The 24613-nt window shown below is 39.8% G+C and carries 24 protein-coding genes; 11 read left to right on the top strand and 13 right to left on the bottom strand.

The window, feature by feature from the left end; translation table 11 throughout:
- The first annotated feature begins 3 nt into the window (after positions 1-3).
- Complete coding sequence (locus tag MHI41_RS04860; protein ID WP_342494599.1) at positions 4-750, top strand: NAD-dependent protein deacylase; 747 nt, start codon at positions 4-6, stop codon at positions 748-750.
- A 38-nt stretch (positions 751-788) separates the two neighbouring features.
- Here MHI41_RS04860 and MHI41_RS04865 read toward each other — a convergent pair whose 3' ends face one another.
- On the bottom strand, positions 789-1643 hold the full coding sequence (locus tag MHI41_RS04865; RefSeq protein ID WP_342494600.1) for a polysaccharide deacetylase family protein: 855 nt from the start codon (positions 1641-1643) through the stop codon (positions 789-791).
- Between the two features lie 295 nt (positions 1644-1938).
- On the opposite strand from MHI41_RS04865, the gene dat reads away from it, so the two are divergent.
- A complete protein-coding gene (gene dat, locus MHI41_RS04870; protein WP_008348952.1) occupies positions 1939-2793 on the top strand; it encodes a D-amino-acid transaminase in 855 nt (284 codons plus the stop codon).
- Positions 2794-3003: 210 nt separating this feature from the next.
- On the opposite strand, the gene MHI41_RS04875 is transcribed toward dat, so the two are convergent.
- A complete protein-coding gene (locus MHI41_RS04875; RefSeq protein ID WP_008348950.1) occupies positions 3004-3510 on the bottom strand; it encodes a universal stress protein in 507 nt (168 codons plus the stop codon).
- A 559-nt stretch (positions 3511-4069) separates the two neighbouring features.
- On the opposite strand from MHI41_RS04875, the gene MHI41_RS04880 reads away from it, so the two are divergent.
- The 3 genes from MHI41_RS04880 to MHI41_RS04890 all read left to right on the top strand — a co-directional run bounded on the left by MHI41_RS04880 (position 4070) and on the right by MHI41_RS04890 (position 8730).
- On the top strand, positions 4070-5827 hold the full coding sequence (locus MHI41_RS04880; RefSeq protein WP_282833489.1) for an ABC transporter transmembrane domain-containing protein: 1758 nt from the start codon (positions 4070-4072) through the stop codon (positions 5825-5827).
- Positions 5824-7839, top strand: a complete 2016-nt coding sequence (locus tag MHI41_RS04885; protein ID WP_035703438.1) for an ABC transporter ATP-binding protein — start codon at positions 5824-5826, stop codon at positions 7837-7839. The genes MHI41_RS04880 and MHI41_RS04885 overlap by 4 nt, the downstream gene beginning before the upstream one ends.
- Positions 7840-8073: 234 nt before the next feature.
- A complete protein-coding gene (locus tag MHI41_RS04890) occupies positions 8074-8730 on the top strand; it encodes a hypothetical protein (protein ID WP_136944477.1) in 657 nt (218 codons plus the stop codon).
- Positions 8731-8848: 118 nt separating this feature from the next.
- Here MHI41_RS04890 and MHI41_RS04895 read toward each other — a convergent pair whose 3' ends face one another.
- The 7 genes from MHI41_RS04895 to MHI41_RS04925 all read right to left on the bottom strand — a co-directional run bounded on the left by MHI41_RS04895 (position 8849) and on the right by MHI41_RS04925 (position 15098).
- Positions 8849-9466 (bottom strand): NAD(P)H-binding protein, encoded by a 618-nt coding sequence (locus tag MHI41_RS04895; RefSeq protein ID WP_342494601.1) that lies wholly within the window; start codon positions 9464-9466, stop codon positions 8849-8851.
- Between the two features lie 283 nt (positions 9467-9749).
- Positions 9750-9953 (bottom strand): alpha/beta-type small acid-soluble spore protein, encoded by a 204-nt coding sequence (locus tag MHI41_RS04900; RefSeq protein ID WP_008348940.1) that lies wholly within the window; start codon positions 9951-9953, stop codon positions 9750-9752.
- A gap of 226 nt (positions 9954-10179) precedes the next feature.
- Positions 10180-11286 (bottom strand): sn-glycerol-3-phosphate ABC transporter ATP-binding protein UgpC, encoded by a 1107-nt coding sequence (gene ugpC / locus MHI41_RS04905; protein WP_024719977.1) that lies wholly within the window; start codon positions 11284-11286, stop codon positions 10180-10182.
- Positions 11287-11425: 139 nt separating this feature from the next.
- A complete protein-coding gene (locus MHI41_RS04910) occupies positions 11426-12301 on the bottom strand; it encodes a helix-turn-helix domain-containing protein (protein WP_342494602.1) in 876 nt (291 codons plus the stop codon).
- A 20-nt stretch (positions 12302-12321) separates the two neighbouring features.
- Positions 12322-12531: a YheE family protein gene (locus MHI41_RS04915; RefSeq protein WP_008348933.1), complete on the bottom strand. Its 210-nt coding sequence runs from the start codon at positions 12529-12531 to the stop codon at positions 12322-12324.
- Positions 12532-12676: 145 nt separating this feature from the next.
- Complete coding sequence (locus MHI41_RS04920; protein WP_342494603.1) at positions 12677-14035, bottom strand: YheC/YheD family protein; 1359 nt, start codon at positions 14033-14035, stop codon at positions 12677-12679.
- Positions 13992-15098, bottom strand: a complete 1107-nt coding sequence (locus MHI41_RS04925; RefSeq protein ID WP_342494604.1) for a YheC/YheD family protein — start codon at positions 15096-15098, stop codon at positions 13992-13994. The genes MHI41_RS04920 and MHI41_RS04925 overlap by 44 nt, the downstream gene beginning before the upstream one ends.
- A 214-nt stretch (positions 15099-15312) precedes the next feature.
- Between MHI41_RS04925 and MHI41_RS04930 the strand changes: the two genes are divergently transcribed.
- The 5 genes from MHI41_RS04930 (at position 15313) to MHI41_RS04950 (ending at position 21201) form a co-directional block, all read left to right on the top strand.
- Entirely contained in the window at positions 15313-16446 is a 1134-nt protein-coding gene (locus MHI41_RS04930) for a DUF445 family protein (protein WP_342494605.1), read from the top strand.
- Positions 16447-16568: 122 nt separating this feature from the next.
- Positions 16569-16925, top strand: coding sequence for a YlbF family regulator (locus MHI41_RS04935; RefSeq protein WP_008348927.1), 357 nt, complete (start codon positions 16569-16571; stop codon positions 16923-16925).
- Positions 16926-17371: 446 nt separating this feature from the next.
- A complete protein-coding gene (locus MHI41_RS04940; protein WP_008348923.1) occupies positions 17372-18238 on the top strand; it encodes a Cof-type HAD-IIB family hydrolase in 867 nt (288 codons plus the stop codon).
- Between the two features lie 113 nt (positions 18239-18351).
- The gene (locus MHI41_RS04945; protein ID WP_212047091.1) at positions 18352-19851 is read left to right on the top strand and encodes a coproporphyrinogen III oxidase; all 1500 of its coding nucleotides are present in this window, start codon (positions 18352-18354) and stop codon (positions 19849-19851) included.
- Between the two features lie 75 nt (positions 19852-19926).
- Positions 19927-21201, top strand: coding sequence for a SidA/IucD/PvdA family monooxygenase (locus MHI41_RS04950; protein ID WP_108611342.1), 1275 nt, complete (start codon positions 19927-19929; stop codon positions 21199-21201).
- Between the two features lie 36 nt (positions 21202-21237).
- Here the strand turns inward: MHI41_RS04950 and MHI41_RS04955 are convergent, their stop codons facing one another.
- The 3 genes from MHI41_RS04955 to MHI41_RS04965 all read right to left on the bottom strand — a co-directional run bounded on the left by MHI41_RS04955 (position 21238) and on the right by MHI41_RS04965 (position 23353).
- Positions 21238-22461, bottom strand: a complete 1224-nt coding sequence (locus tag MHI41_RS04955) for a cation:proton antiporter (RefSeq protein ID WP_007497140.1) — start codon at positions 22459-22461, stop codon at positions 21238-21240.
- 3 nt (positions 22462-22464) lie between these two features.
- A complete protein-coding gene (locus MHI41_RS04960) occupies positions 22465-22962 on the bottom strand; it encodes a cation:proton antiporter regulatory subunit (RefSeq protein ID WP_017366937.1) in 498 nt (165 codons plus the stop codon).
- A 64-nt stretch (positions 22963-23026) separates the two neighbouring features.
- Positions 23027-23353 (bottom strand): potassium:proton antiporter, encoded by a 327-nt coding sequence (locus tag MHI41_RS04965; RefSeq protein WP_231131685.1) that lies wholly within the window; start codon positions 23351-23353, stop codon positions 23027-23029.
- Positions 23354-23488: 135 nt separating this feature from the next.
- Here MHI41_RS04965 and MHI41_RS04970 point away from each other — a divergent pair, with 135 nt between their 5' ends.
- Positions 23489-24304, top strand: coding sequence for an enoyl-CoA hydratase (locus tag MHI41_RS04970; protein WP_081827003.1), 816 nt, complete (start codon positions 23489-23491; stop codon positions 24302-24304).
- A gap of 35 nt (positions 24305-24339) precedes the next feature.
- Here the strand turns inward: MHI41_RS04970 and MHI41_RS04975 are convergent, their stop codons facing one another.
- Positions 24340-24528: a YhzD family protein gene (locus tag MHI41_RS04975; RefSeq protein ID WP_008348907.1), complete on the bottom strand. Its 189-nt coding sequence runs from the start codon at positions 24526-24528 to the stop codon at positions 24340-24342.
- Positions 24529-24613 lie beyond the last annotated feature (85 nt).

A 24613-nucleotide genomic window follows, 5' to 3' on the forward strand; every position in this document is an offset into this window, starting at 1 on the left:
TGGTTGGATCAAACAAAAGTGGCAGCGCTAAGAGAGAGATTATCAAAGGCCTCACATATTACAGTCCTTTCAGGTGCTGGGATGAGCACAGAATCGGGAATTCCCGATTTTAGATCAACGGGTGGACTATGGACAGAAGATACTTCTCGCATGGAGGCAATGAAGCGGTCTTACTTTTTATCACATCCTCATCAATTTTGGCCGAAATTCAAAGAATTGTTTCAAATGAAGATGAGTGGAGAGTACGAGCCAAACGCTGGACATGCTTTTTTAGCCAATTTAGAAAAGCAAGGAAAACGCGTGGATATTTTCACGCAAAATATCGATGGTCTGCATAAAAAAGCGGGAAGCCAGCATGTGTATGAACTGCATGGTTCCATTCAAACAGCTACATGTCCATCATGCGGGTCAACATACGAACTGCCTTATTTATTACAAGAAGAGGTACCGGTTTGTGAGCGGATTTCATCAGACGGCCGCACATGTGGACGAGTACTTAAAACAGATGTTGTCCTTTTTGGAGACATGGTGAAGCACTTTGATCAAGTGGAGAAATCGCTCCAGCAAACGGACATGCTGCTCGTCATGGGAACTTCCTTAGAAGTGGCACCAGCACGATATATTCCAGAAGATGCTGCTCATCATCCTTCCATCTTTAAGGTCATGATGAATTTAAGTGAAACGGAATTCGATCCGCTGTTTGATCTTGTCTTTCACGAACGAATTGGCGAGCTTGTGAATGCTTTATAAATCATAAAAAACCCGCATCCAACAGGTGCGGGTTTGCTTTATTGCTGTAGTGGCTTCATTGTTTCATCAAGGACTTCAAACGTGTAGCCCTTCGCCTTTAATTGTGTGATCAGACTGTTTAAGTATTTTGCGGTAGCTGGTTGATCATGCATTAAGATGATTTTTGGCTCTTTCGGGTACTTGGTTTCAAGCACTTGCAGCTGATTTAATACTTCTGGTACATATTTTGAGCTTTTATATTTCCAGTCAAGACTGTCAATGGTCCAGTCCCAGTATACAAAGCCTTTTTGTTTTAAACGTGTTTTTTGCTGGTCTGTTAAGTTTGGAGAACTGCCATAAGGTGTTCTCACAAGATGTGTATATTCACCAGTAACAGAAGCCAATATACGTTGATCTTCTTTCATCTCATTTACAGGAGAATCACTTTTTTGATAAAAGCGTTTCACATCATGCGTGATGCCATGAAGTCCTAATTGATGACCTTCTTGATGAAGTCTTTTCACAGCTGCTGGGTGTTCTTTGATTTGCGGCCCGAGCATAAAGAATGTGGCCTTCACTTGCTGTGATTTTAGCACATCTAACAGCTGATTTGATGTAGCAGAAGGGCCATCATCAAAGGTCAAAAAGATCGTTTGATCCGTTACATGTTTGTTTGGATTGATCTTAAAATGTGCATCTATTGTTTTTGGCGAATCATCTTTTGCTTTCAGACTTGTACTTGTGTCTCGAAATAGACTGCTCGCAGACACTTCATTCGGTTGATCTGCTGCCTGCATATTGGTTTTAGACATATCCCAAATGAAAAAAAGGATCAATGTCAGAATGACTAGACCAATCGCCTTTGAGAGCAGCATCGTGTTTGAAGGTGTCTGTTTTTTCGTAACCCGTTGCATTACAATCGCTCCAATAAATCAGTAGTTTGTGTCGAATCATGTAGTGGATTCTGTCTTTTTTCGCTGTTTTTTGTCGTGCTCATATGGAGTAAGTATACAGGAAAAAAGAGCCTATGAATATAGAAGATGCTAAAAAATTGGAATCTTTTTGGTTATGAATCTATATTTGTTACAATAGAAGGTTATCCAGTCAAATGGATATGAAATAATTCTGAATAATCATTGAAACGTTTACATTTATCCGCTAAGATAGCATCAGATTCAACCATTAAGCAAAGCGAAGGGGAGATTCCATATGAAAGTATTGTACAATGGGGATTTTATTGAAAAAAAAGATGCACATGTTGATATTGAAGACAGAGGCTATCAATTTGGCGACGGAGTCTATGAAGTCATCCGCGTATATAATGGGACTTTGTTTACATTAAAAGAGCATACTGAGCGTCTATTCAAGAGTGCAAAGGAAATCGGCATTCATCTGCAAGGTACAGTATCCGATATGGAAGAGAATTTGAAGAAGCTAGTCGCAGATAATCAAGTGATTGATGGTGGCGTGTATATTCAAGTCACGCGAGGCGTCGCACCTCGTAAACATCAATATGGTGCACTTACCCCTCAGATTACGGCATATACATTTCAAGTGAAAAAGCCTATTCAAGAGCAGACAGCTGGTGCGAAAGCTCTATTGTCTGAAGATCTTCGCTGGTTAAGATGTGATATTAAAAGCTTAAACCTTTTATATAACGTCATGGAAAAGCAGAAAGCGTCTGAAGCTGGTGCGTTTGAAGCGATTTTAATAAGAGACGGCTTTGTGACAGAGGGGACGTCCTCGAATGTGTATGCCGTCATTGACGGTGTCATTCGTACACACCCAGCAAATAACCTGATTTTAAACGGCATTACACGTAGAAAGCTGCTAGAGGTTTGTCAGGAAGAAGGATGTCGTGTGGAAGAAACCCGCATGAGTAAAGACGAACTTTTGCATGCGCAGGAAATTTTCATTAGTTCAACGACAGCTGAAGTGATTCCAATTGTAGAGATAGATGGTCAGCCAGTTGGGGAAGGTGTTCCAGGGGAGATCACGAAGCGTGTACAGGAAGGGTTCCAGAAAAAAATTAAGCATGAAAGCGAAGCATCTATTTCTTCGTAAAAGGAAAAAGGCTGTAAACCGATGTTTGCAGCCTTTTCAGCGTGTAGACAAACCCTCGCATTCGGTGTCAGTCCTGCGCGCTGGTACTCACGAATGTCAAATTCGCTCCGTGCCAGTGCTCGTCCTTCCTAGACTTCAAAGGTTTTCTATCACGCTGAAAAAAAGACAAAAGGCTAAAATCAAGTTCATTTTAGCCTTTTGTGATGACATTTATTTCACGATCAGTACAGGTATATCTGATTTGGACGATAACTTTTCACTCACACTGCCAAAGAGCATCTTTTTCAATCTGCTTTGGTCACGTGCTCCCATGACGATGAGGTCTGCTGAAATCTCTTCAGCGTATTCGATAATCGCTTCTGCAGGCTCCCCTTCAACAATTTCAATCGCAGCTTCAAACTGCTCTTCATTTAACAGCATTCTTGCTTCTGCAACGACCTCTTCTGTATGGTCTTCAAAAATCAAGGGACTTTGCTGTTCATCATGAGGTACATACACAGGGGGTGTTTGAAGGTCTGCCATGCCGCCTCCGATATAAGCGCCGCCAGTCATTGGGCGAGGTGCATCAAACACCTGTCTGCTGGATTTCCCATCATGAGCGTAGGCAATGGTCAGCTTGGCATGCAAAGTTTTGGCTAAAGCGATTGCCTTCTTTAATGCTTTCTTACTGTCTTCATGTCCATCAAACGCAACGACCATCCGATCAGCTTGAAACAATGTCCTCATTCCTTTCAAAAGGAGTCTATACGTTCATGGTATACCCGATATCTGAAAAAGATACACATAAAGGGTGTGAACTTTTTGTTAGAAAATTTCATTTATTGAAAAATATTTATTGACAAAATAGTGACAGCCACTATAAGATAAAAAAAGATTCAAGAGCCAAAAGGAGGAAATGTCATGTGCAACATCATTGGAAGAATGAAATCAAACTGCATGAATGGGTTGATTCACGTGACAATTACACCTTCATTGGTCATTGAAAAGGGACTCGTATGTTCCAATTGATCGGATGAATCAAGGCGTATGTTGCGTATTTGTCAACATGCGCCTTTTTATCATGTATAAAAGAGGCGTACCAGTCAGCTGGTTGCCTCTTTTTTTGTTGTATACATTTCGCATCTCGAAATAATGGAATGCATCAACAACTAAATGAAGAGGAGTGAAAGCATGTGAACATGCCAAAGGCAAGACAAATGACAAAAGCTCAAAAAACGAAACAAGGTGACAATCAGGAAAATATAGAAAGCGGCTAGCTTTAAAAGGAGAGACAAACATGTTTTCAGTATTTGTGAAATTAGGCTGGTTCTTTAAACAAGAGTGGAGGCGCTATACAATCGCCATTACGCTGCTGCTCATTGTGAATGTGCTTGAAATGCTGCCACCGAGGTATCTAGGTCAGGCAGTTGATGACATTCGGTCTGGTCAATTTACAACATCCAGTATTCTGTTTTACGTAACCATTTTTTGCTTACTTGGTGTCAGTGTCTATGCGCTCACCTATTTTTGGATGTACCAGTTATTTGGCGGCGCGAATGTCATGGAGCGTGTGATGCGCGGAAAATTAATGCGCCACTTACTTAAGATGACACCCACCTTTTATGAAAAGAAAAAAACCGGAAATTTAATGGCGTTAGGTACAAATGATTTGAATGCTGTGGCTTTAACAACAGGCTTTGGCGTTTTAACATTAGTCGATTCCACTGCTTACATGCTGATGATCTTTTTTACGATGGGACTGACGATCAGCTGGAAATTAACTTTAATGGCCATTATTCCGATGCCACTGATGGCGATTTTGATAGCGTTTTATGGCAGTAAAATTCATGAACGCTTTACAGTCGCTCAAGATGCATTTGGTGATATGAATGATCGTGTATTAGAATCAGTTGCCGGCGTTCGGGTGATTCGGTCTTTTGTACAGGAAAAACAAGATGTGAATCGCTTTCGAGAAATGACAGATGATGTTTTTCAAAAAAATATGAGAGTGGCGATCATTGATTCATTGTTTGAGCCGACGGTGAAATTGCTTGTGGGGATCAGTTATTTAATCGGTATCGGTTACGGCGCATATCTTGTGTTCCAAAGTGATTTAACCATTGGTGAGCTTGTCGCATTTAACGTCTATCTGGGGATGATGATCTGGCCAATGTTTGCCATTGGTGAATTGATTAATATCATGCAAAGAGGAAATGCCTCATTAGACCGGTTGAATCATACACTCAGTTATCAACCGGATGTAACTGACGCAGCCAAGCCAAAAACATTACAAGAGCCTGGCGATATTCAATTTGAACATGTGACATTTAGGTATCCAACTTCCTCTAAAGATAATCTAACGGATGTCTCCTTTACTGTACGAAAAGGGCAAACGATTGGTATTACAGGAAAAACGGGAAGCGGAAAAACAACGATTGTCAAACAGCTTCTTCGTCAGTATCCAACAGGTGATGGAAAGATCTTGTTTTCAGGTGTTCCAATTGAGGACATTGAATTGGATCAACTGTTCCAATGGGTTGGCTATGTTCCGCAAGATCATGTCCTTTTCTCTAAAAGTGTAGAAGAGAATATGCGTTTCGGTCATAGAGACGCGAGAGAAGCTGAATTAGCACAAGCGATTAAAGATGCTTACTTTGAAAAGGATTTACGCCTTTTACCAGAAGGCTTGGAAACCATGGTTGGAGAAAAGGGAGTGGCGCTGTCAGGAGGACAGAAGCAGCGGATTTCCATTGCACGTGCTTTATTAATTGATCCAGACATTTTGATTTTGGATGACTCGTTATCTGCAGTTGATGCAAAAACAGAAACGGCTATTTTAGAGAATTTAAGACAAAATCGTCATGGGAAAACGACATTTATTACAACCCACCGTCTATCAGCTGTAGAGCATGCGGATCTCATTCTTGTCATGGAAGAAGGACGTATTGTTCAAAAGGGAACCCATCAAGCGCTTATTCAGCAAGATGGATGGTATAAAGAGCAATTTCTGCGTCAGCAGCTGACAAATCAGCTGGAAGGAGGGGATGAGGCATGACAACAGGGAGAAGACTTCTTGCCTATGCACTCCTATATAAAAAAGTATTGTCTGTTGCTTTGATCTTTCTGATCATTGCAGTTGGTGCTGAGTTGACAGGACCTTTCATTGGGAAAAAAATGATTGATGATCATATTTTAGGTGTAGAAAAACCGTATGTTGAGGTAAATGAAAAAACAGATAAAACGGTTTATTACCAGGGAAATAACTATATAAGAAGTGACCGGCTACAGAATCAAAATGAAGATGGAAAGCAAATCAATGTCGTGCAAGTCGGATTTGGGTACTATTTTGTGAATGAACCGATTCGATTTGACGGGAGCCGGACAATAGAAGGGGATCAGCTCACCATTGAAAATGGGAGCGAGCGTGAGACGTATCAGGTACAGCGTTTATCCAAAGAGGAAATCTTCGCTTTTTATCAGCCGGAAATCAGTGGTTTGGTGCAGCTTGTTCTATTTTATTTTGGGATGCTCGTCATTGCGATTTTCTTTCAATATGGGCAGCACTATTTACTCCAGCGTATTGCAAATCGCATTATTCAAAAAATGCGAGTGGACGTATTTGAACATATTCAAACGCTTCCGATTCGGTATTTTGATAATTTACCGGCTGGAAAGGTTGTCGCGCGGATTACCAATGACACAGAAACCATTCGTGATTTATATGTCACAGTACTAGCGAATTTCGTCACAAGTGCCATTTACATGATTGGCATTTATATCGCCATGTTTTTATTAAATGTGAAGCTGGCGCTCATTTGTTTAGTGGCTGTTCCGATTATTTTCCTATGGTCGATGACTTACAGAAAGTTTGCGTCGGTTTACAATCATCGCATTCGATCCATCATCAGTGAAATTAATGCCAAGCTAAATGAAGCTATTCAAGGAATGACGATTATTCAAGCATTTCGACATGAACAAGCAACGAAAGAAGAATTTGATGAGCTGAATAACAATCACTTTCGATATCAGCGAAAGATGCTTCATTTAAATTCACTGCTCTCACATAACTTGGTGAATCTGCTTCGGAACTTAGCATACGTCGCACTCATTTGGTATTTTGGCGGCGCGTCCTTAAGTGCGACGGGCATTGTGTCGATTGGGGTGCTCTATGCATTTGTCGATTATTTAAATCGTTTGTTCCAGCCGATTACAGGCATTGTGAATCAATTTTCTAGATTAGAATTAGCAAGGGTTTCATCTGAACGGGTCTTTCGATTATTAGATGAGCCTGGTACTGAAGTGGAAGAACCGGTTCAGAAGAAAATCGAGGGGCACGTTCAATTTCAGGATGTTACCTTTGCGTATAATGAAGGGAAAAATGTATTAAAGAACATCACCTTTGAGGCGAAAAAAGGTCAGACGGTGGCACTCGTTGGACATACCGGTTCTGGGAAAAGTTCGATCATGAATTTGCTGCTGCGTTTTTATGATATTCAGCATGGGGATATCCTCATTGATGGAAAAAGCATCTATGATCAGTCGCGCCAAACGTTGCGTAAGCAAATGGGCATTGTACTGCAAGATCCTTATTTGTTCTCTGGAACGATTGCCTCCAATGTCAGTTTAGGAAATGAAGACATTAAAAGAGAAACGATTGAAACATCGTTAAAGCAAGTGGGCGCAGCAGAACTATTAAAGCATTTGCCTGAAGGTTTTGATGAACCAGTTGTTGAAAAGGGGAGTACTCTTTCCTCTGGGGAGCGTCAATTGATTTCATTTGCCCGTGCACTGGCATACGATCCAGCGATCTTAATTCTAGATGAAGCGACGGCTAACATCGATACAGAAACAGAAGCCATCATTCAACGGGCACTAGATGTCGTCAAAGAAGGACGAACCACTTTTGTCATTGCACACCGATTATCTACTATTAAGAAAGCTGACATGATTTTGGTGTTAGAAAAGGGTGAGATTGTCGAGCGCGGCAGCCACGAAGAGCTCATGGAGCAAGGCGGACTGTATGCGCAAATGTACGAATTACAAAAGGGAGCTGTGACGAGCAGCTGATAGGATGAGCAGCAAAAGCCTCTTTCAATTTGAAAGAGGCTTTTTTATGATAATACTGAAGGGATGTAAATAACGACAGTGATATTTTAAGAATGAAAATAATTCTAAATACTTATAAAAATGGATTATTAATGTTTTTTTATCCATAAATTCTAGTTTTTTCATCTATATGCATATTGTGTTTTCTTTTTTTTTGATATTGTATTATATGAATAAAAAAGAGGAGGATTGAAAGTGAAGAGTAAACAAGGATTATTTAAAAATGTCATCTTGATTACCGCAACAGTATTAATTTTTTCTGGGTTTAGTAGTGGAGTTACATTATCTGCATCAGCAGCTGAACAACAATCGCCAAAGAAACAAGTGGTTGAGACAAAATCTGATTTATCATCACAAATTCAATCTTATAAGGCTGATGATCAAAATGGACAAATTCATGCTTTAGGTAATATTGATTCGTCAGAGTATGCTGATAGGGTTACTGTAGACTTGGATCAAGTCTTAAATATGCAATCTGCCCAGCGTAATGTTTATAAAAAAGCATTTCAAAAAAAAGATTATAGCAATTTAAAAGATGCACTAGGAGCAAGTTCAACAATACTTGGATTATTGTTTATTGCTAATACACCTACAGGAGTAGTTACTGGAGTGACAGGTTTACTAGCTACAATAGCACCTAGTGCACAAGCAGAATTAGACAAGCTTGTAAAAAATGGTTACTATGAAATGGGCGATTTACAAGAGTTTTTACACGAAAATAAAAAGTATGATTTAATTGATGTACAACTGCCTTTTATTGAATACAAAGTTAATGGTAAAAGAATTAGATTTGTTACAGGAACAGGTGTAATTAAGCGAGTTCATTCAAAATCCGGTTGGATCACTCTCTGATAATTTTTTGTAATACATGGTCAAATTTATATGGTCATAAAAAGTCGAGGGGAAATACCTCGACTTTTTTAAGTCCTAAATATAAAATTTCCAGTTTGCATGATAGTGTTTGTAATGGTCAATAAGCGATACCGACGCGTTGATGCACAAATTCCTTTGAGTTTAACTGCTGATACAAAAAGTGTGCGGTATCTTCAACTGAAATTTTCTGTCCATCTATAGGGAGAAAATTCTTTTCATAGCGATATGACCGTGTCACTTCTCCATCTGGTAAATAGGTTGGGCAAATGATTGTCCAATCTAGTTCAGTTGATTGAAGAATTTCAAATGCTTTGGCATGTTCTTTAGCAGCTCGGGAAGTGGTTCGCCTTGATTCATTTGTTTCAAAGCGGTAAAGGTCAGGCTGCCGCCTTGCTTTTAAAATCCCCGCAGTGCCAATCGTTATAATTCTTGATGTTCCTGTTTGCTTCATGGCTTGTACGATATGCTCCATTGAAACAGATAAAGTATCATCACCATCTGTTGATAGACAGCTCACGACAATATCTGATCCTTTAATCGTTTCAAGGACATCCTCTTGATTTCTGGAATTGCCGGTGACTTGAAACATACCCGCAAGCATTTCTTCCCGGTTTGTCCGAATTAACGAGCGAACCATGTAACGATCATCTTCTTTTACGAAACGAAGAAATGCTTGTCCTACACGTCCATGAGCACCGAAAAGAGCTATTTTCATCTGATCGATCCCTCCACTACATACTATAAGTGAAAAGAACTTAAAATGGTACAGTTTTATGTCATGCTTTTTTATAAAGATGAAAGGACCGAATACTATGAGCATATTCACATAATAGAGAGAGACCGACAAATTGTAGAAGTTCAAAATTCACACCTGAAATAATGTCCATGAAGATCCGCTCCTTTCTAATACATCATATGAATTCAAAAGGAATCGGTGAGGGATAAAACCAAAAAAAGAAGACACCATAAGAGGTGCCTTCTATGATCCAGATATGAAATTAAGCTTTTGTTCCGCCAAGGTTTTGCTGAGCGTAAGATACAAGACGTTTCGTGATTTCTCCACCAACTGAACCGTTAGCACGAGCTGTTGTTTCTGCTCCAAGGTTTACACCAAACTCAGAAGCGATTTCGTATTTCATTTGATCGATTGCTTGCGCTGCTCCAGGAACTAGTAATTGATTTGAACTATTAGAATTTGCCATGATGTGAATCTCCTTTTTATATATGATTTTTTTGGTTGGGTTTGCTGGAGTCGCACCAGCGAAATGATCAAGTCATTTGCCACTTGGCGAAACCCAATGAGGTAACTGCTTTGTACTAAATATTATGGTTCGCTACGAAAAAAACATACGGAAAAAGAACATGGTAAATGTTGTTTTCACATACAAAAAACCACCACCCAATGGTGATGGTTTGTGGAACGTCTTCTTATTCAGCTGAGCGGATGCGCAGCTCAGTCTCTGTATCAAAGAAGTGAGCTTTATTCATATCAATGGCAAGAGGGATCGTCTGACCTGCCTGAATATCTGTGCGAGAATCAACTCGTGCAATAAACGTTTGACCAGCGAGAGAAGAATAAAGCATCGTTTCGGCTCCCATTAATTCAGCCACTTCTACGTTTGCTTCAATTTTTGTTCCCTCAGAAGCCTCTATAAACACAGGCTCATCATGGAAATCTTCTGGTCTGATGCCTAGAATCACATCTTTTCCGATATAGCCCTGACTGCGTAATACTTTCATTTTTCCTTCTGGTACACGAATGTGCGTATTCCCAATGGCAATGGCTCCGTCAGACAGTTTTCCTGTAAAAAAGTTCATCGCTGGAGAGCCAATAAATCCTCCTACAAAGACATTCTCTGGGTTTTCATACACATCCTTTGGTGCGCCAACCTGCTGAATAAAGCCATCTTTCATGACAACAAGCCGAGTAGCCATTGTCATGGCTTCTGTTTGATCGTGTGTGACATAGATGAATGTCGTCTGCAACCGCTGATGAAGTTTAGAAATTTCGGCACGCATCTGAACACGAAGTTTAGCATCTAAATTAGAAAGAGGTTCATCCAAAAGAAAGACTTTTGCATCGCGCACAATGGCCCTTCCAAGTGCAACACGCTGTCTTTGACCTCCAGACAATGCCTTAGGTTTTCGATCTAAGTATTGTTCAAGCCCTAATATTTTCGCAGCGTTTCGTACCCGCTCATCAATTTCTGCTTTAGGAAATTTTCGAAGCTTTAATCCAAAAGCCATATTATCGTACACATTCATATGAGGGTATAAGGCATAGTTTTGAAAAACCATCGCAATATCCCGATCTTTTGGTGCCACATCATTCATTCGCTTGCCGTCTAATAGAAAATCCCCTTGTGAAATTTCTTCAAGGCCTGCAATCATGCGGAGGGTTGTTGATTTTCCGCACCCAGATGGACCAACAAACACAATAAATTCTTTATCCTCAATATGTAGATTAAAGTTATCTACTGCTGTTACTTTGTTATCGTACACTTTATAAATTTGATTCAGCATCATTTCGGCCATAGGTGGTAGCCTCCCAGTCCCTTTTTTGAAAGCGCTTTACTTATAAATGAAGTGTATAAAAAGGAAGGGTGTCTGTAAATGGACAACGTGCACAATATCTTATTTTCATTTTTAGGCAAGGTGCTCATGATAGGATCATTTAAGAAAGATCGAGAAGATTCATCATGAAATAAGCAGCTGACGCTTCTTGAAAATGCCGTATATCTAGTCCTGTCCGTTCAATAAATTTATCAATCCGATACTGAAGGCTGTTTCGATGAACATATAAAGCTTTTGCTGCCTGCGATGCATTTAAATTACATTGCATATAGGTCATGAGAGTTCTGTAAACGTCCCGATCAAAGATTGTTTCTATAAATGCATCTGATATAGCGGCAGAAACCATGTCTGTATCATGGCGAATGAAAGCAGGTAGACATTGATAAAATGTTGCAACCCCTGACCTAAGTTTTCCTTGCTTCAGATGCCATAAAAAGAGCTGATGTTCATTCAATAATCTCTTTTTTAAATTTTCATTTGGCAAATGCAGCTGTCCTTGCATGAAGACAACGTCTGTTAAAAAATCACTTGTGATGGCTTGAGACAAATCATGTAGTTGTTCAAGTTGACCATTTTCTGATGTGGCGTTTGTTTGAATGAGCATAGCTGTTTCAGTGCCTGTCCATATGAAATGAATATGTTCGAGGCTGCTGTTCACAGCCTCTTTTATTTGCTGCCTTTGTTCTGCTTGGTGATCCATTTTAAAAAAATGAACACGGACGGATTGATCGATGGTGATTGATTTGTTTTCAAAGAGATAGCTGTACCATTTCTGTTCTTCTTCCGTTTCCTGCGTATGAGGTACATCAATTGGTGTGAGGAATGAATTGAGAAGAAGCGTTTCTCTTTCTGTTAGCTCCGTTTTGTTCACTCCGAAAATTTCGCCTTTGTCTGTTTGATACCAGAGAGTTTGTTTATCATTTGTTGGTGAACTGATGATATGGTGTCCGTAAACAAGTTTTAGCTTTTCTAACATGGCGAGGCTCCTTAAACAGTTTAATCATACACATGGAATAGCATTAATTCGTGGATTTCTTCTTTTAAGGTTGGTTCAACTTCATGAGGCGGAAGCTGAGAGCCCCATTCAATATCACCCGTTTTGTGATAAATGCCTTCATAGTGTGAACCATTATGAAAAAAGGATATTTTCCAACCAGGTAATTGCGCTTTTTTAAAGAGAGGTTTCCATTGAAAATGAGAAATCATATCATCATTGCCTCCTTGCTTTTATTGATGAAACAATAAATACACACGACAATACGGAAACAACCTTGAACTTGGTTTTATTGTATCTCATCTGATGAAAAGAGCATAGGGAAAGCACAGATTTCAGAGACATGAAAAGAAATCATCAGTAGGCGTTTGCATGGTCTATAGGAGTAAGAGCCATTTGTGTTAGGTAAGATGCGTATTCAACGATTCTTTTCCCAATCAGCCATTCTGAGTTTTTCAATGGTGCATGTAGAAAAATCTCGCGGCCTGGACGAGAATTGGCTTCAAACATCCAGATAGCACCTAAGTGATCAATACCTAAGTCAAAACCAATTTCGCCAATCAGACCGGGCATTTTTTCATCTATCACACGACTAAGTGCGAGGGCAGTATCAGAGAACTCTTGCAAAACCTTCAAACGTTTCTCTGCATCAGGAAAGATATCATACAGTGTTTTTACTGAACCACCATGCAGTTGATGGGTTGTGACAGTGTGATCTCCTGAAACTTTTCCAGCAGCGGCTGTAACAGTCCAATGACCATACTTATTTTTATTCGTATGAATTCTAAAATCCAGTGGTTGATTGTCTATTTGAAGAAGCTCAATGCCTTGTTGTGCAATCAAGTCTTGAATTGCACAATCTTTTCGCAGTTTTTTCACGAAATGGTCTACGGAATGATATGAAGTGGATTTCTCTTTATTTGAGCAGACAGTGATCCCGTTTTCCGTCTTCTTTAACTGATAAATACCGTCTCCATGACTGCCGTTTGTTGGTTTTAAATAAATGACATGATGCAGATGAAGGAGTGTTTCTATTTTAATTAAAGCATCAACAGGATCTAATCGTATGGAATGTGGTAAGAAAGAGCTTGTTTTTTCATCTGTTAATAGCTGTTCATGAATGTCCCATTTATTAAAAAAATAAGGGTTGAACCAAGGGATATCGTAGTCTTGAGTGAGTTTTCGTTTTGTTTCTTGAATGAATGCCGACTGAGCAGCCTTTCTATTAGGGAGCCGGTCATAAACAACGGATGGGAGGGGCATCTTCTTTTTTACCCAGCGCTCCTCTTGGTAAAGCAAACCGTCTACTATTCCTTTATCCCAATCGATAGAATGAGTACCAAAAAGATATGCGAAACCAGCATGCTGCCTGCAAGATTGCAACAGTTTCATAAAATAGGAAGACCTAGTGCCTAAAGGTGCTGTATTTTGTTCGAATCCTGCAGTGAAAATGCCGATGAGAGGTCCTATATAGAGTGTATGTTGAACTAATATGACCTCAGCTTTCGTTTTGTATGGAATGAGTAAAGCGCGATAAAGGTCTTCTGATAATAAAATCCTTTGTGATTGATGATGATAGGAAATGGTGAAATCATCTACTAAACAAGAACCTAAAGCAATAGATAAAATTGCCCCCTGCTCTTTAAACTGGACAGGGAGATGTACTGTTTTTTCAATTGCTGAATGAGGAGCGATGATGTAGCGTTTTCTCTTCATAAGGAACCTCCTTTTCTTCAGCCATCATCGATTTAGCATGTTCAAGTATGGTCTGAATCAATTGCTTCTCTTTCTCAGGATAAGCTTTTAAAAAAGAGGATCGTCCTGGCTTTGATCTTACGTTTGAGATAAAAAGTCTGCCTTCATTTGTATGAAGCAAGTCTACAGCGAATTCAATACACGGTGAGAAAGTTTTGTCTATAAACGCTGGAAGAGATGACTGAATGGAGGCAATATCATCTAACAGCAGCTCCTTGATGTGTGGCTTTAATGAGTTTAAATAGTGATCAAAGGCTACCACATGACCGGAATTTTGTGTATTGCTTAAAAGGCTGTTTTCTACTGATGGTTTTGTATAAATCCCCATGCTATTCCATTGATTTTGTAAGTTTTTTATAAGTGAAATTCTAATTTCATTGAATAAAACGTCTTTTTGATCATTCGTGTTAAAAAATTGAAGGAAAGATCGGCCGATATACTTTTTGCACCAGCGCTCAACCTCTGCTGAATGTGAAAAAGTGATGATTTGCTTAGCGTTTAGCTGCACAGTAATGAGTGATTTGTCTCTTAAAGAAATGAAGCCAGAGGGTGCTGCGTGCTGTTGAGAAAGCGGCTGTATTTTACAATATCCGCCCTTTCTGACAAAGTTGAGAAGGTCTGAAGGCTCTGTCAATAGAGAGCAGACAGGTAAGTATGGTTGTAAAGAAGGGAGGAGACGGAGCTGCTCGAATAGCCGCATTTTATTTGAAATTCCAGTATTCAAAAAAACGGTTTTTGGATACTTTTTTAACCAATTCATGATAGGTTTTGCTTTTTTAGATTGTGCGTCATGCTGATAAAGACAACGATCATAAATCAAGTCAGGAATCTGAAATTCTGACGCTTCAAATCCTTTGCCAGTCGTAAATTTTTGACCGTGAATGACATTTGAAGCAGGCTTTAAATCTAGAGGTGAAAAACGAACAACTTCTAAATCAAAAGTAGAGGCAGCTTTGGCAAGCTGAAGTGTGAATGCCTCTTCATGCTTCGGAGAAAGAGTGACAATGCCGAGCGTTGACGTCATGAAACAACACCTACTTTTCAAATTCTTTTTTTAACATCTGAAAAACACTTTTTGTTGATTTTACATAAACTTGGCGTTCCTATATCATTACGACAGATCGTTGTCTCATATGTCACATTGAATGCTTCATTTGCTTGGACTCTTGACAACAACTATAATACGTATAGATAAAAACAATAAACTTCAGGTGTTGTTTGAAAGGTAGATGACGACTTTGGATATATTCACAACGTTTCTCTTTATGATTGTGATAGGTGCAGTGATAGGGGCAGCAACAAACCATCTCGCAATTAAAATGCTCTTTCGTCCGTATAAGCCATATTATTTATTTGGGAAGCAGCTCCCATTTACACCAGGTCTTATTCCTAAAAGGAGAGATGAAGTAGCCAAGCAGGTTGGCGTCATGGTGATGGAGCATTTACTAACGCCACAGGGTATTCAAAAACGATTTGAATCATCGGAGGCAAGGCAAGAGATATTGCAGACAGTGCACCGATATATTGATAAAGGTGCTGATATGGAAATGACGGTTTTCTCCATGTTAGAAAGATACGGTTTTTCACAGGCTGACGTTAAAGCTGACGCATGGCTTCATCAGTGGACTGATCATAAGCTCCACTCACTGCTTGAAAAGTATGATCAGCAAACGTTGTCTGAGCTGCTGCCACAGGATGTAGAAAATAAGCTTGCATCCAAAATTCCAGATGCCGCAGATTATATTTTAAAGAGAGGCATTCATTACTTTGAAAGTGATGAGGGAAAAGCAAGACTCGGTCATATGATAGATGATTTCTTAAAAGAACGAGGAATGCTTGGCAGTATGGTCCAAATGTTTTTAGGGAATTCAAGCTTAATTGATCGCGTACATCCTGAAATGATGAAGTTCTTAAAGAATGCAGAGACAAAAAGGTTTTTATCAGATTTACTTGTTCAAGAATGGGACAAGGTAAAGCAATTTTCTTTACATGAGCTTGATAAAAAATGGAATGTGAAAGAGCTTCTATTTAGTGTGAAAAAGCAATTGCTTTCACATTTTTCTACAAAGGTTCTGTTAGATAGACCAGTAGGAGTTTACATCAGTGCAGTAGCGGATGATCTTAAGACCAAGTTTGCTCCATCTCTCATTGATAAAGGGATTGAAGCCGCATCTAATGCGCTTGAGGGACTGCTCGCAAAGCTCCAATTTGAAGAAATTATTCGTGAACAAATTGAACTTTTCCCGCTTGAAAAAATGGAAGAGCTTGTGATCAGCATATCTAATAAGGAGCTGAAGATGATCACATTTTTAGGCGGTCTTTTAGGTGGATTGATCGGTGCTGTCCAAGCGATTTTTGTCACCTTATTCTAAGGCAAGATCGAGAAATTTCGATGAATTTATTGTATATATGTGAAACGAAAGCCATAGTTTGTTATAGTGGAGTGGTGTCCGCCGATCCATATCGGTGATAACGGATAGAAAGGAGACATAACATGTCTGTAAATCTTTATGATGTTGCATATGACCTTGAAAAAGCACTGCGTCATAGCGAAGAATATTCAGCGTTAAGAAATCTTTATGATGAGGTAAACGGGGATGAGTCCTCTAAAAGAATGTTTGAGAACTTCCGTGACATTCAAGTAAACCTTCAACAAAAACAAATGACTGGTCAAGAGATTACACAAGAAGAAGTAGAGCAAGCGCAAAAAACGGTTGCACTTGTGCAGCAGCACGATAAAATCTCTCAGTTGATGGAAGCAGAACAACGCGTAAGTGTTCTCATCGGTGAATTAAATAAAATTATCATGAAGCCTCTTGAAGAGCTTTATGGAAATACAGAAGAAAATTAATTGAAAGGGCGATCATATTCGCCCTTTTTTTCATTCATATCGCCGCTTGTATATCTTTAAAAAAAGGGTTGTCGAAGCTCGTAAATTCTGCGATAATACTTATTGAAAGTGCTTTCAAAAAGCGCTATCGTGATGAATTGGGTGCGTTCCACTTTGGATTTACGACGATGAGTCAAATGAGAGAGAAGCGCTTCTGGGAGAAAAGCAAAGCATAAGGGGATATGATATAAGCAATGCTTTGGTGTGTGAAAGATGAGGGGATCATGGGGAGCTTCATCACGCCATTGTTACGCATCCAAACCATACATAAAAAAAAGCCTAGGGGTAGGCTTTTTTTATTTGCGATTGAGGCATAAAACAAGGGCTGCTTCAACTGCATGTTCTAAAGCGATAAGCTAGGGCATATCCTCATCGTAAGTACAGTCATCAAGAAGGGGGATGCCTCAGTGTCAAAAAAGCTACTTGCACTCAATATAGATGGAACGTTACTTCGTTCCAATGGGAAAATCCATTCCGCTACAAAAGAAGCTGTGGAATATGTTAAGAAAAAAGGGGTTTACGTGACGATTGTCACCAACCGTCATTTTCGATCTGCACAAAAAATTGCCAAGGCGTTGAAAATACCAACTTCAACTCTTGTGACGCATAGTGGTGCATTTATCGCTGATAAGCTTGATGAGCCGCTCCATGTGAAGAAATTAACGGAAGAGAAAACATTTAATCTTGTGCAGATCCTTGAAAGCTTTGATTGTAATGTTCGCTTGTTACATGAAAAATTCTCAATCGGCAATCGGAAAAAAACACAGTCTCAATTGATGGGAAAAACGTTGATTCATCCGTCTGATCCCATTTTCTATCCCGTTCAATTTGTTGAATCATTAAGTGATATGCTCATGGATGAACCGGTGAGCACACCTGTCATTGAAGTGTATTCGACGGCAGCACTTCAGCCTGAAATCCACACAACCATTCAACAAGCATTCCCATCTGTTGATCTGATTAAGATCAGTGATGAGAAAATGAATATTGTATGCAAAGGGGTATCGAAAGAAGCAGGACTTTCTCTTTTAACTTCAGCACTAGGTTTTACATTAGAAGATACGGTCGTGATCGGTCACGGGACAGACGACATCCCGATGCTTGAGTTAGCTGGCTTAGGCGTTGCGATGGGGAATGCACCTCATTCGGTCAAACGTAAAGCCGATTGGGTGACACGTTCTCATGATGAACAGGGTGTTGCTTATATGATCAAAGAATACTTTAGAATGCAGCAAAGGGAAGGTTTTTTACATCAATTTGATATTAAACGATAGTATAGTGAAGGCCCTGTCTATTAAGAAATGGCAGGGCCTTCGTCTGTTCTCTTCATTGCTTTTCCTAGATGAATTTTGTAAAATGAAACAAGTTTGAAGATAAAGGTGATACGATGCGAATTTTAGTTAAAGGGCTGTCTGATGAACGTTTTCATCGACCGCTTGTCAATATAGCCAATTTATTTGAAGAAGATAGTGAAGTGCTGTTTGATTCCGGTGAAGTGGATGATGGCCTAGTGATGGTGTTTGATTGGAAAGAAACCCATGGTAGGGTGGAGGCTTCTGGCCATATCGCTGGAACAGATATGACGAGTCGTTTTACAAGAGAGATGCCAGAGGGCTTGAATGAAAAAGAGCGCTGGAAGCAAATCAAAAACACTGTGCTGTCTGTTTATTTACATCTGCTTCAGGAATATACAGGAATGACGCAAAAATGGGGGATTCTTACGGGGATACGCCCTACGAAATTACTTCATAAGATGCTAAGAGAAGGCATGACAAAGGAAGAAGCACATGCAGCGTTAAAGCGCGATTACTTGATTCATGATGAAAAGATCAATTTGATGCAGGAGATTGTTGATCGTCAAATCAAAGCCATTCCAGATCTGTACGATCTACAGGAGGAAGTGAGTATTTATATCGGTATTCCTTTCTGTCCAACAAAATGTGCTTATTGCACGTTCCCTGCTTATGCCATTCAAGGACAAGCTGGAAGAGTGGGAACGTTTCTTTTTGGGCTGCATTATGAGATGCAAAAAATGGGCGAATGGTTAAAGGAACATGGGATTAAAGTGACGACTGTTTATTTTGGCGGAGGTACTCCAACAAGTATTACAGCAGAAGAAATGGATTTGCTGTATGAGGAGATGTATCGCTCTTTTCCAGATGTGAAACATATTCGGGAAGTCACTGTAGAAGCGGGACGACCTGATACGATTTCACCTGATAAGCTGGAGGTGCTCAACCGTTATCATATTGACCGGATTAGTATCAATCCGCAATCATATGAGAATGAAACATTGAAAGCGATTGGCCGGCACCATAGTGTGGAAGAAACGATTGAAAAGTATCATTTATCAAGGCAGTATGGCATGAATAATATTAACATGGACTTAATCATTGGACTGCCAGGAGAAGGGCTAAAGGAATTCCAGCATTCCTTGAACAAGACAGAAGAACTGAAGCCTGAATCTTTAACGGTGCATACACTTTCCTTTAAGAGAGCGTCTGAAATGACCCGCAATAAGGAAAAGTATCAAGTGGCAGACCGAGAAGAGATCACACGTATGATGGATGAAGCGGTTGCTTGGACAAAAGCACATGACTATCATCCGTACTATTTATACAGACAAAAAAACATTTTGGGGAATCTCGAAAATGTCGGGTATTCGTTAGATGGACAGGAAAGTTTGTATAATATTATCATTATGGAAGAGGTGCAGACGATCATTGGCATTGGATGCGGCGCTGCGAGTAAATTCATTGATCCGCGAACCGGAAAAATTACGCAGTATGCCAATCCAAAAGATCCAAAGTCTTATAATGATCGTTATGAGCACTATACGGAAGAGAAGATTCAGTTTCTTGAGTCATTATTTGTTTCTCACATGTAAACACTGCGGTGACGCAGTGTTTTTTTCATTTGTAAAAGGGTATATAGGGGGTAAAAAGGTAAAGCAGGTGTACATATGATGGATGTGATCGGAATTGGGATTGGGCCAGCAAATTTAGGATTGGCCGCTTTATTAGAGGAGTATGAAGATGTGACATGCTGTTTTTTTGAACAGGAAACCGAATTTGCTTGGCATCCTGGTATGCTCATCAAAGGAACAGACTTACAAGTTTCCTTTCTAGCGGACCTTGTGACAATGGCTAATCCAAGGAGCAAGTATACATTTTTAAATTATTTACATGAATCAAACAGGCTTCACCGCTTTTATACATTTGAACAATTTGATATCCCCCGGAGAGAATTCAATGAGTATTTATCATGGGTTGCAGGAGAATTAGATAGCTGTCAGTTCGGGATGAAGGTGGAAGAAGTGACCGACTGTGAAGACGGGTATCTTGTAAAAGTTCGGCGGTTGAAAGATGGGGCGCTTTCTGAATATCGTGCAAAGCATGTCGTCCTTGGTACTGGAAGCAAACCGATGATTCCTGTCGATGTGCCAGAAGCTGCGTTGCCGCATGTGACCCATAGCAGCCGTTATGTAGATCAACAAAAAGAACTTCATGAAGCTGAAACGGTGGCGGTGATTGGTTCAGGTCAGAGTGCAGCTGAAATTTTCTTAGACCTGCTTCAGCATCAGAAGAAAGGACAGCAGCTTTCATGGTTTACACGTTCAAGTGAATTTAGAGAACTAGAGACAGCGGAGCTTGGTCAGGAGCTATTTACACCTAAGTATGTTGAATATTTTCATTCCCTTCCTTATGAAGAACGGATGAACACATTGCCTAGACTGGCAGGATTAAGGAATGGCATAGATGCATCGACGCTTTCTCGCATTTATCAGGAATTGTACCATCGATCCGTTTCAGGAGAAGAGCCATCTGTACTCATTCAGCCAATGACTGAGCTTGAAGCGATACATATGGAGGATGAGCAGCAGGTAGAGCTGCATTTGAAACAATGGCAGCTGAAGAAAGAAAAGAAAATCACAGTCGATCATGTTGTATTGGCTACAGGATATAAGCCTAATATTCCGGAATGGTTTAGCGCATATGAACCATTGATTGAATGGGAAAGCGATGAGCATTTTAAAGTGACAGACGACTTCAGGCTTGTGTTTAAAGACAAACGGTCTCATCATCTCTTTACATTCACGAACCTCGATCACTCTCATGGAACAGCGGCGACCAATTTAAAACTATCGATCTACCGCAATCAGAAAGTCATCCGAACCATTCGCGGGGATACGAAAGAACAAGTGAAGCAAGAAACAGCATTTCAGCAATTTGAATAGATATAAAAAAGGGCCCCTGCACAGGGCCCTTTTCAATTAAATGGTTGTTTCTCTTTTTACTTTTGGTTTTTCAGTTTTCCATTTGAAGATTTTGTTTAGGATTTGATAGATACGCTTTGATTCTTTCGTCACTAGCGGTCCTAAAATCGCAAGGATTAATACATATAATGCAGCAAATGGCTTCAATGTAGCGGCAAGCCCGCCTGCAATCCCAAGTTCGGCTACAATGATGGAAAACTCTCCTCTTGATACGATGGTTAATCCAATATTAGAAGAGGCTTTATGAGAGAAACCGGCTCTTCTTCCAGCAAACATCCCAGCGGTGAAGTTCCCGATCAAGGTGAGAATGACAGCACCGATCGCAAGCCAGAAGGCATCTCCTAATGTAAATGGATCAATACTTAGTCCAAAGCTGAAGAAGAACATGGCGCCAAAGAAATCTCTAAAAGGAACAACGAGATGTTCAATGCGGTCTGAGTGCTCTGTTTCTGAAAACACAAGACCGAGTAAGAGAGCGCCAATGGCCTCTGCGACATGAATCGTCTCTGAAAAACCAGCCACGAAGAACAAAGCGGCAAAAATGACAATGATAAATACTTCATTTGAACGGATATCGAATAGTTTGTTTAATAGTTTTGGCAGCTTACGCGCGATGATAAAGAAAATCATCATGTAACCAAAAGCGATTAAAATAGATAATAAGGCACCGCCAACGGACGTGGCATCTCCAAGGACAAGACCGGATACGACAGATAAATAAACGGCGAGAAAAATATCCTCAAACATAATAATCCCAAGAATTAACTCTGTTTCAGGGTTCGCTGTCCGTTTTAAATCGACAAGGACTTTGGCGACAATGGCGCTGGATGAAATGGTGATAACGCCTGCCATAATGAGAACTTCGAGGAATCCAAAGCCTGTGATAAACCCATAAAGCAATCCTAAGCTAAAGTTGATCAAAATATAAATAGATCCGCCGACTGCAATGGATTTACCCGATTTTATGAGTTTGCCGACAGAGAACTCAAGCCCCAGATAGAATAGAAGGAACAGGACACCCATTCTACCAAAAAACGAAATAATCTCGGTGCTCTCGATAAACTTCAAATCAATGATCCCGATGGTTGGTGCATGCGGACCAACAATCATCCCGAGGACAATGAGAAAAGGAATGATAGAAAATTTAATTTTATTGGCGATTAAGCTGGCAATGGCGATGAGAATAAGCGCCGTTCCAACTTCAAAGACTAAATGATCCATTCATCACTCTCCCCCTCTAGAAAGAAAATCACGTATCAATCGCTTCAAGTGTTTTCTTTCGCCTGAAATGACCATCGTATCATTTGCTTGAATAATCGAATCGGCACCGGGGTTGAGTAATTTTTCATTTGTATGTTTAATGATCGCAATGACGGTGACTTCATAATTTTGTCTCACATCTAAATCGCCGAGTGTATGTCCAACCGCTTTTGCGTCTTTTTCTACCTTAAACCATTCAATGATCAAATCATTGAACGCCATTTCAATCGTTTCAAGTGCTTGCGGCTTATACACCATACCGCCAATAATGGCAGCAATTTGCCGGGCTTCAGCATCATCGAGAGAAATGGTGGACAGTACTTCATCTGGATCTTCATCGTCGAAACGATAAATCTCCCGTCTACCATCATCATGAATCACAATCGTCATCTTTTCTCTATTTCTCGTTTCAATTTCAAATTTCTTTCCAATCCCAGGAAGATCATTTTCTTTAATGTTCATTTTATCCCTCCGAATATGATAGGTTTTGTTTTTCATATAGTGAGTACGGATGAAATAAAATGAATCAGTCGAGGTAATTTGATTGGTACATAATGGGGATCGCACACTTCATTTCTAAAAAACATAAATCAATAGATAACGCTGTGGTTGAAGCAATCTTTACAAGAAAAGCTTTTGAAGCGCCCATTGATAACCTCTGTTTTAACAGAAGAGATGCGGCATGTTTTTTTGAAAATGGAGGTGTCTTCACAGCATTGATTTCTTCATCATAAATCGATGGAGAAATCAGGCTGAGTGTGCTCGCTTCTGCTTGTGAAGCAAAAACGACATTTGAAAAGGGAGAAAACATGACGATGCAGCTAATCAATATACATATGGAACTTCTTATCAATCATTCTCCCCCTTTCATATGATGTTTTATTTCTTATTTTACTATATAAAAATATATTTCTCGTTTCAACAATTATGCTTATTTTAGTATCAGTTGATCTTGAAATTTTTTATGTAGAGGAAAAGGAATTACTTGATGGAAATTGAAGTAAGTGATGAGCTTGAAAAGAAAGAGGGGGAATGGATGATGACATATATCAATTGTCAGGTAGATGGGGATATTTTTGAAATCGTTTTCAATAGGCCTGAAGCGTATAATTCGTTTCATGTTGACATGTTTGCTGAATTGAAGGAAGCGTGTGATAGAGCGAGTGAGAGCAGTGCGAAAATTGTTGTACTCAAGGGGATGGGCAAAGGGTTTTCAGCAGGCGGAGATATTGGAATGATGCTAAAGCAAGATCGTGAAGAAGATTTTCATCGCGTGATGGATCTGATCGAGGGAATTACACTTTCTTTAGCCAGTATGAAAAAAGTGACGATTGCACTTGTCCACGGAGCAGCGGCTGGTCTTGCTTTTAGCTTTGCCCTTAGCTGTGACTATTTGTTTATGCATCAAGATGCTAAACTTGCCATGAACTTTAATGGAATCGGGTTAATCCCAGATGGCGGAGGGCATTTTTTCCTCACCAAAAGAGTTAGTGAACAAACCGCTAAACAATTGATTTGGAGCGGGCAAAAGCTGCCGGCTGAAGAAGCGCTCAAGCTTCGCCTTGCAGACGGCGTGTTTCAAGATGAGGTGGATACGTATCAGAAAGCGTGCGTCAAGCCGTTTTTAAATATGCCGCTTCAAGCCTTTGTTGAAACAAAGATGATTTATTTTCAGCAGTCAGAATCACAGCTGTTAGCCGTTCTTCAAAAAGAGCGTGCTGCACAAGCTAGACTGAGACAAAGCCGTGATCATCAGGAGGGTGTTCAAGCGTTTTTGGAAAAAAGACGTCCTGTGTTTCATTAAATAGAAGAATGAATGGCCGGCGGATGCCGGCTTTTTTAACGTTCAAATAAAAGAAGTTTACCTGCATCATTTACGAGCCGGTGAGAATGCTTTGTGTATTGTTGTTCGATTAAACGATGACGTCCTAATTCTTTTGCTTTTTCATCACTATCTGTGGTGATTTTTTCGTTTAATAAGGTTTCACCTGACGAATCAAATACAGTCAAAAAGTAGGTTTTCTCCATCTCTGATCTTCCCTTTCTTCTTGTTTTTTAATGAATTATACAAGGAGGAAGTTAAAACCTCTTTTTTACCCCTAAAAATGTGTTT

The sequence above is a fragment of the Bacillus sp. FSL M7-0307 genome (assembly GCF_038627835.1).
GTDB lineage: Bacteria > Bacillota > Bacilli > Bacillales > Bacillaceae > Bacillus > Bacillus altitudinis.

Coding starts and splice junctions, on each gene's coding strand:
- MHI41_RS04920 (WP_342494603.1), bottom strand. CDS start 14,035: ATGAAGAGAAAACGCTACATCATCGCTCCTCATTCAGCAATTGAAAAA.
- MHI41_RS04945 (WP_212047091.1), top strand. CDS start 18,352: ATGCGAATTTTAGTTAAAGGGCTGTCTGATGAACGTTTTCATCGACCG.
- MHI41_RS04935 (WP_008348927.1), top strand. CDS start 16,569: ATGTCTGTAAATCTTTATGATGTTGCATATGACCTTGAAAAAGCACTG.
- dat (WP_008348952.1), top strand. CDS start 1,939: ATGAAAGTATTGTACAATGGGGATTTTATTGAAAAAAAAGATGCACAT.
- MHI41_RS04950 (WP_108611342.1), top strand. CDS start 19,927: ATGATGGATGTGATCGGAATTGGGATTGGGCCAGCAAATTTAGGATTG.
- MHI41_RS04885 (WP_035703438.1), top strand. CDS start 5,824: ATGACAACAGGGAGAAGACTTCTTGCCTATGCACTCCTATATAAAAAA.
- MHI41_RS04975 (WP_008348907.1), bottom strand. CDS start 24,528: ATGGAGAAAACCTACTTTTTGACTGTATTTGATTCGTCAGGTGAAACC.
- MHI41_RS04960 (WP_017366937.1), bottom strand. CDS start 22,962: ATGAACATTAAAGAAAATGATCTTCCTGGGATTGGAAAGAAATTTGAA.
- MHI41_RS04910 (WP_342494602.1), bottom strand. CDS start 12,301: ATGTTAGAAAAGCTAAAACTTGTTTACGGACACCATATCATCAGTTCA.
- MHI41_RS04925 (WP_342494604.1), bottom strand. CDS start 15,098: ATGACGTCAACGCTCGGCATTGTCACTCTTTCTCCGAAGCATGAAGAG.
- MHI41_RS04865 (WP_342494600.1), bottom strand. CDS start 1,643: ATGCAACGGGTTACGAAAAAACAGACACCTTCAAACACGATGCTGCTC.
- MHI41_RS04880 (WP_282833489.1), top strand. CDS start 4,070: ATGTTTTCAGTATTTGTGAAATTAGGCTGGTTCTTTAAACAAGAGTGG.
- ugpC (WP_024719977.1), bottom strand. CDS start 11,286: ATGGCCGAAATGATGCTGAATCAAATTTATAAAGTGTACGATAACAAA.
- MHI41_RS04900 (WP_008348940.1), bottom strand. CDS start 9,953: ATGGCAAATTCTAATAGTTCAAATCAATTACTAGTTCCTGGAGCAGCG.
- MHI41_RS04970 (WP_081827003.1), top strand. CDS start 23,489: ATGGAAATTGAAGTAAGTGATGAGCTTGAAAAGAAAGAGGGGGAATGG.
- MHI41_RS04955 (WP_007497140.1), bottom strand. CDS start 22,461: ATGGATCATTTAGTCTTTGAAGTTGGAACGGCGCTTATTCTCATCGCC.
- MHI41_RS04915 (WP_008348933.1), bottom strand. CDS start 12,531: ATGATTTCTCATTTTCAATGGAAACCTCTCTTTAAAAAAGCGCAATTA.
- MHI41_RS04895 (WP_342494601.1), bottom strand. CDS start 9,466: ATGAAAATAGCTCTTTTCGGTGCTCATGGACGTGTAGGACAAGCATTT.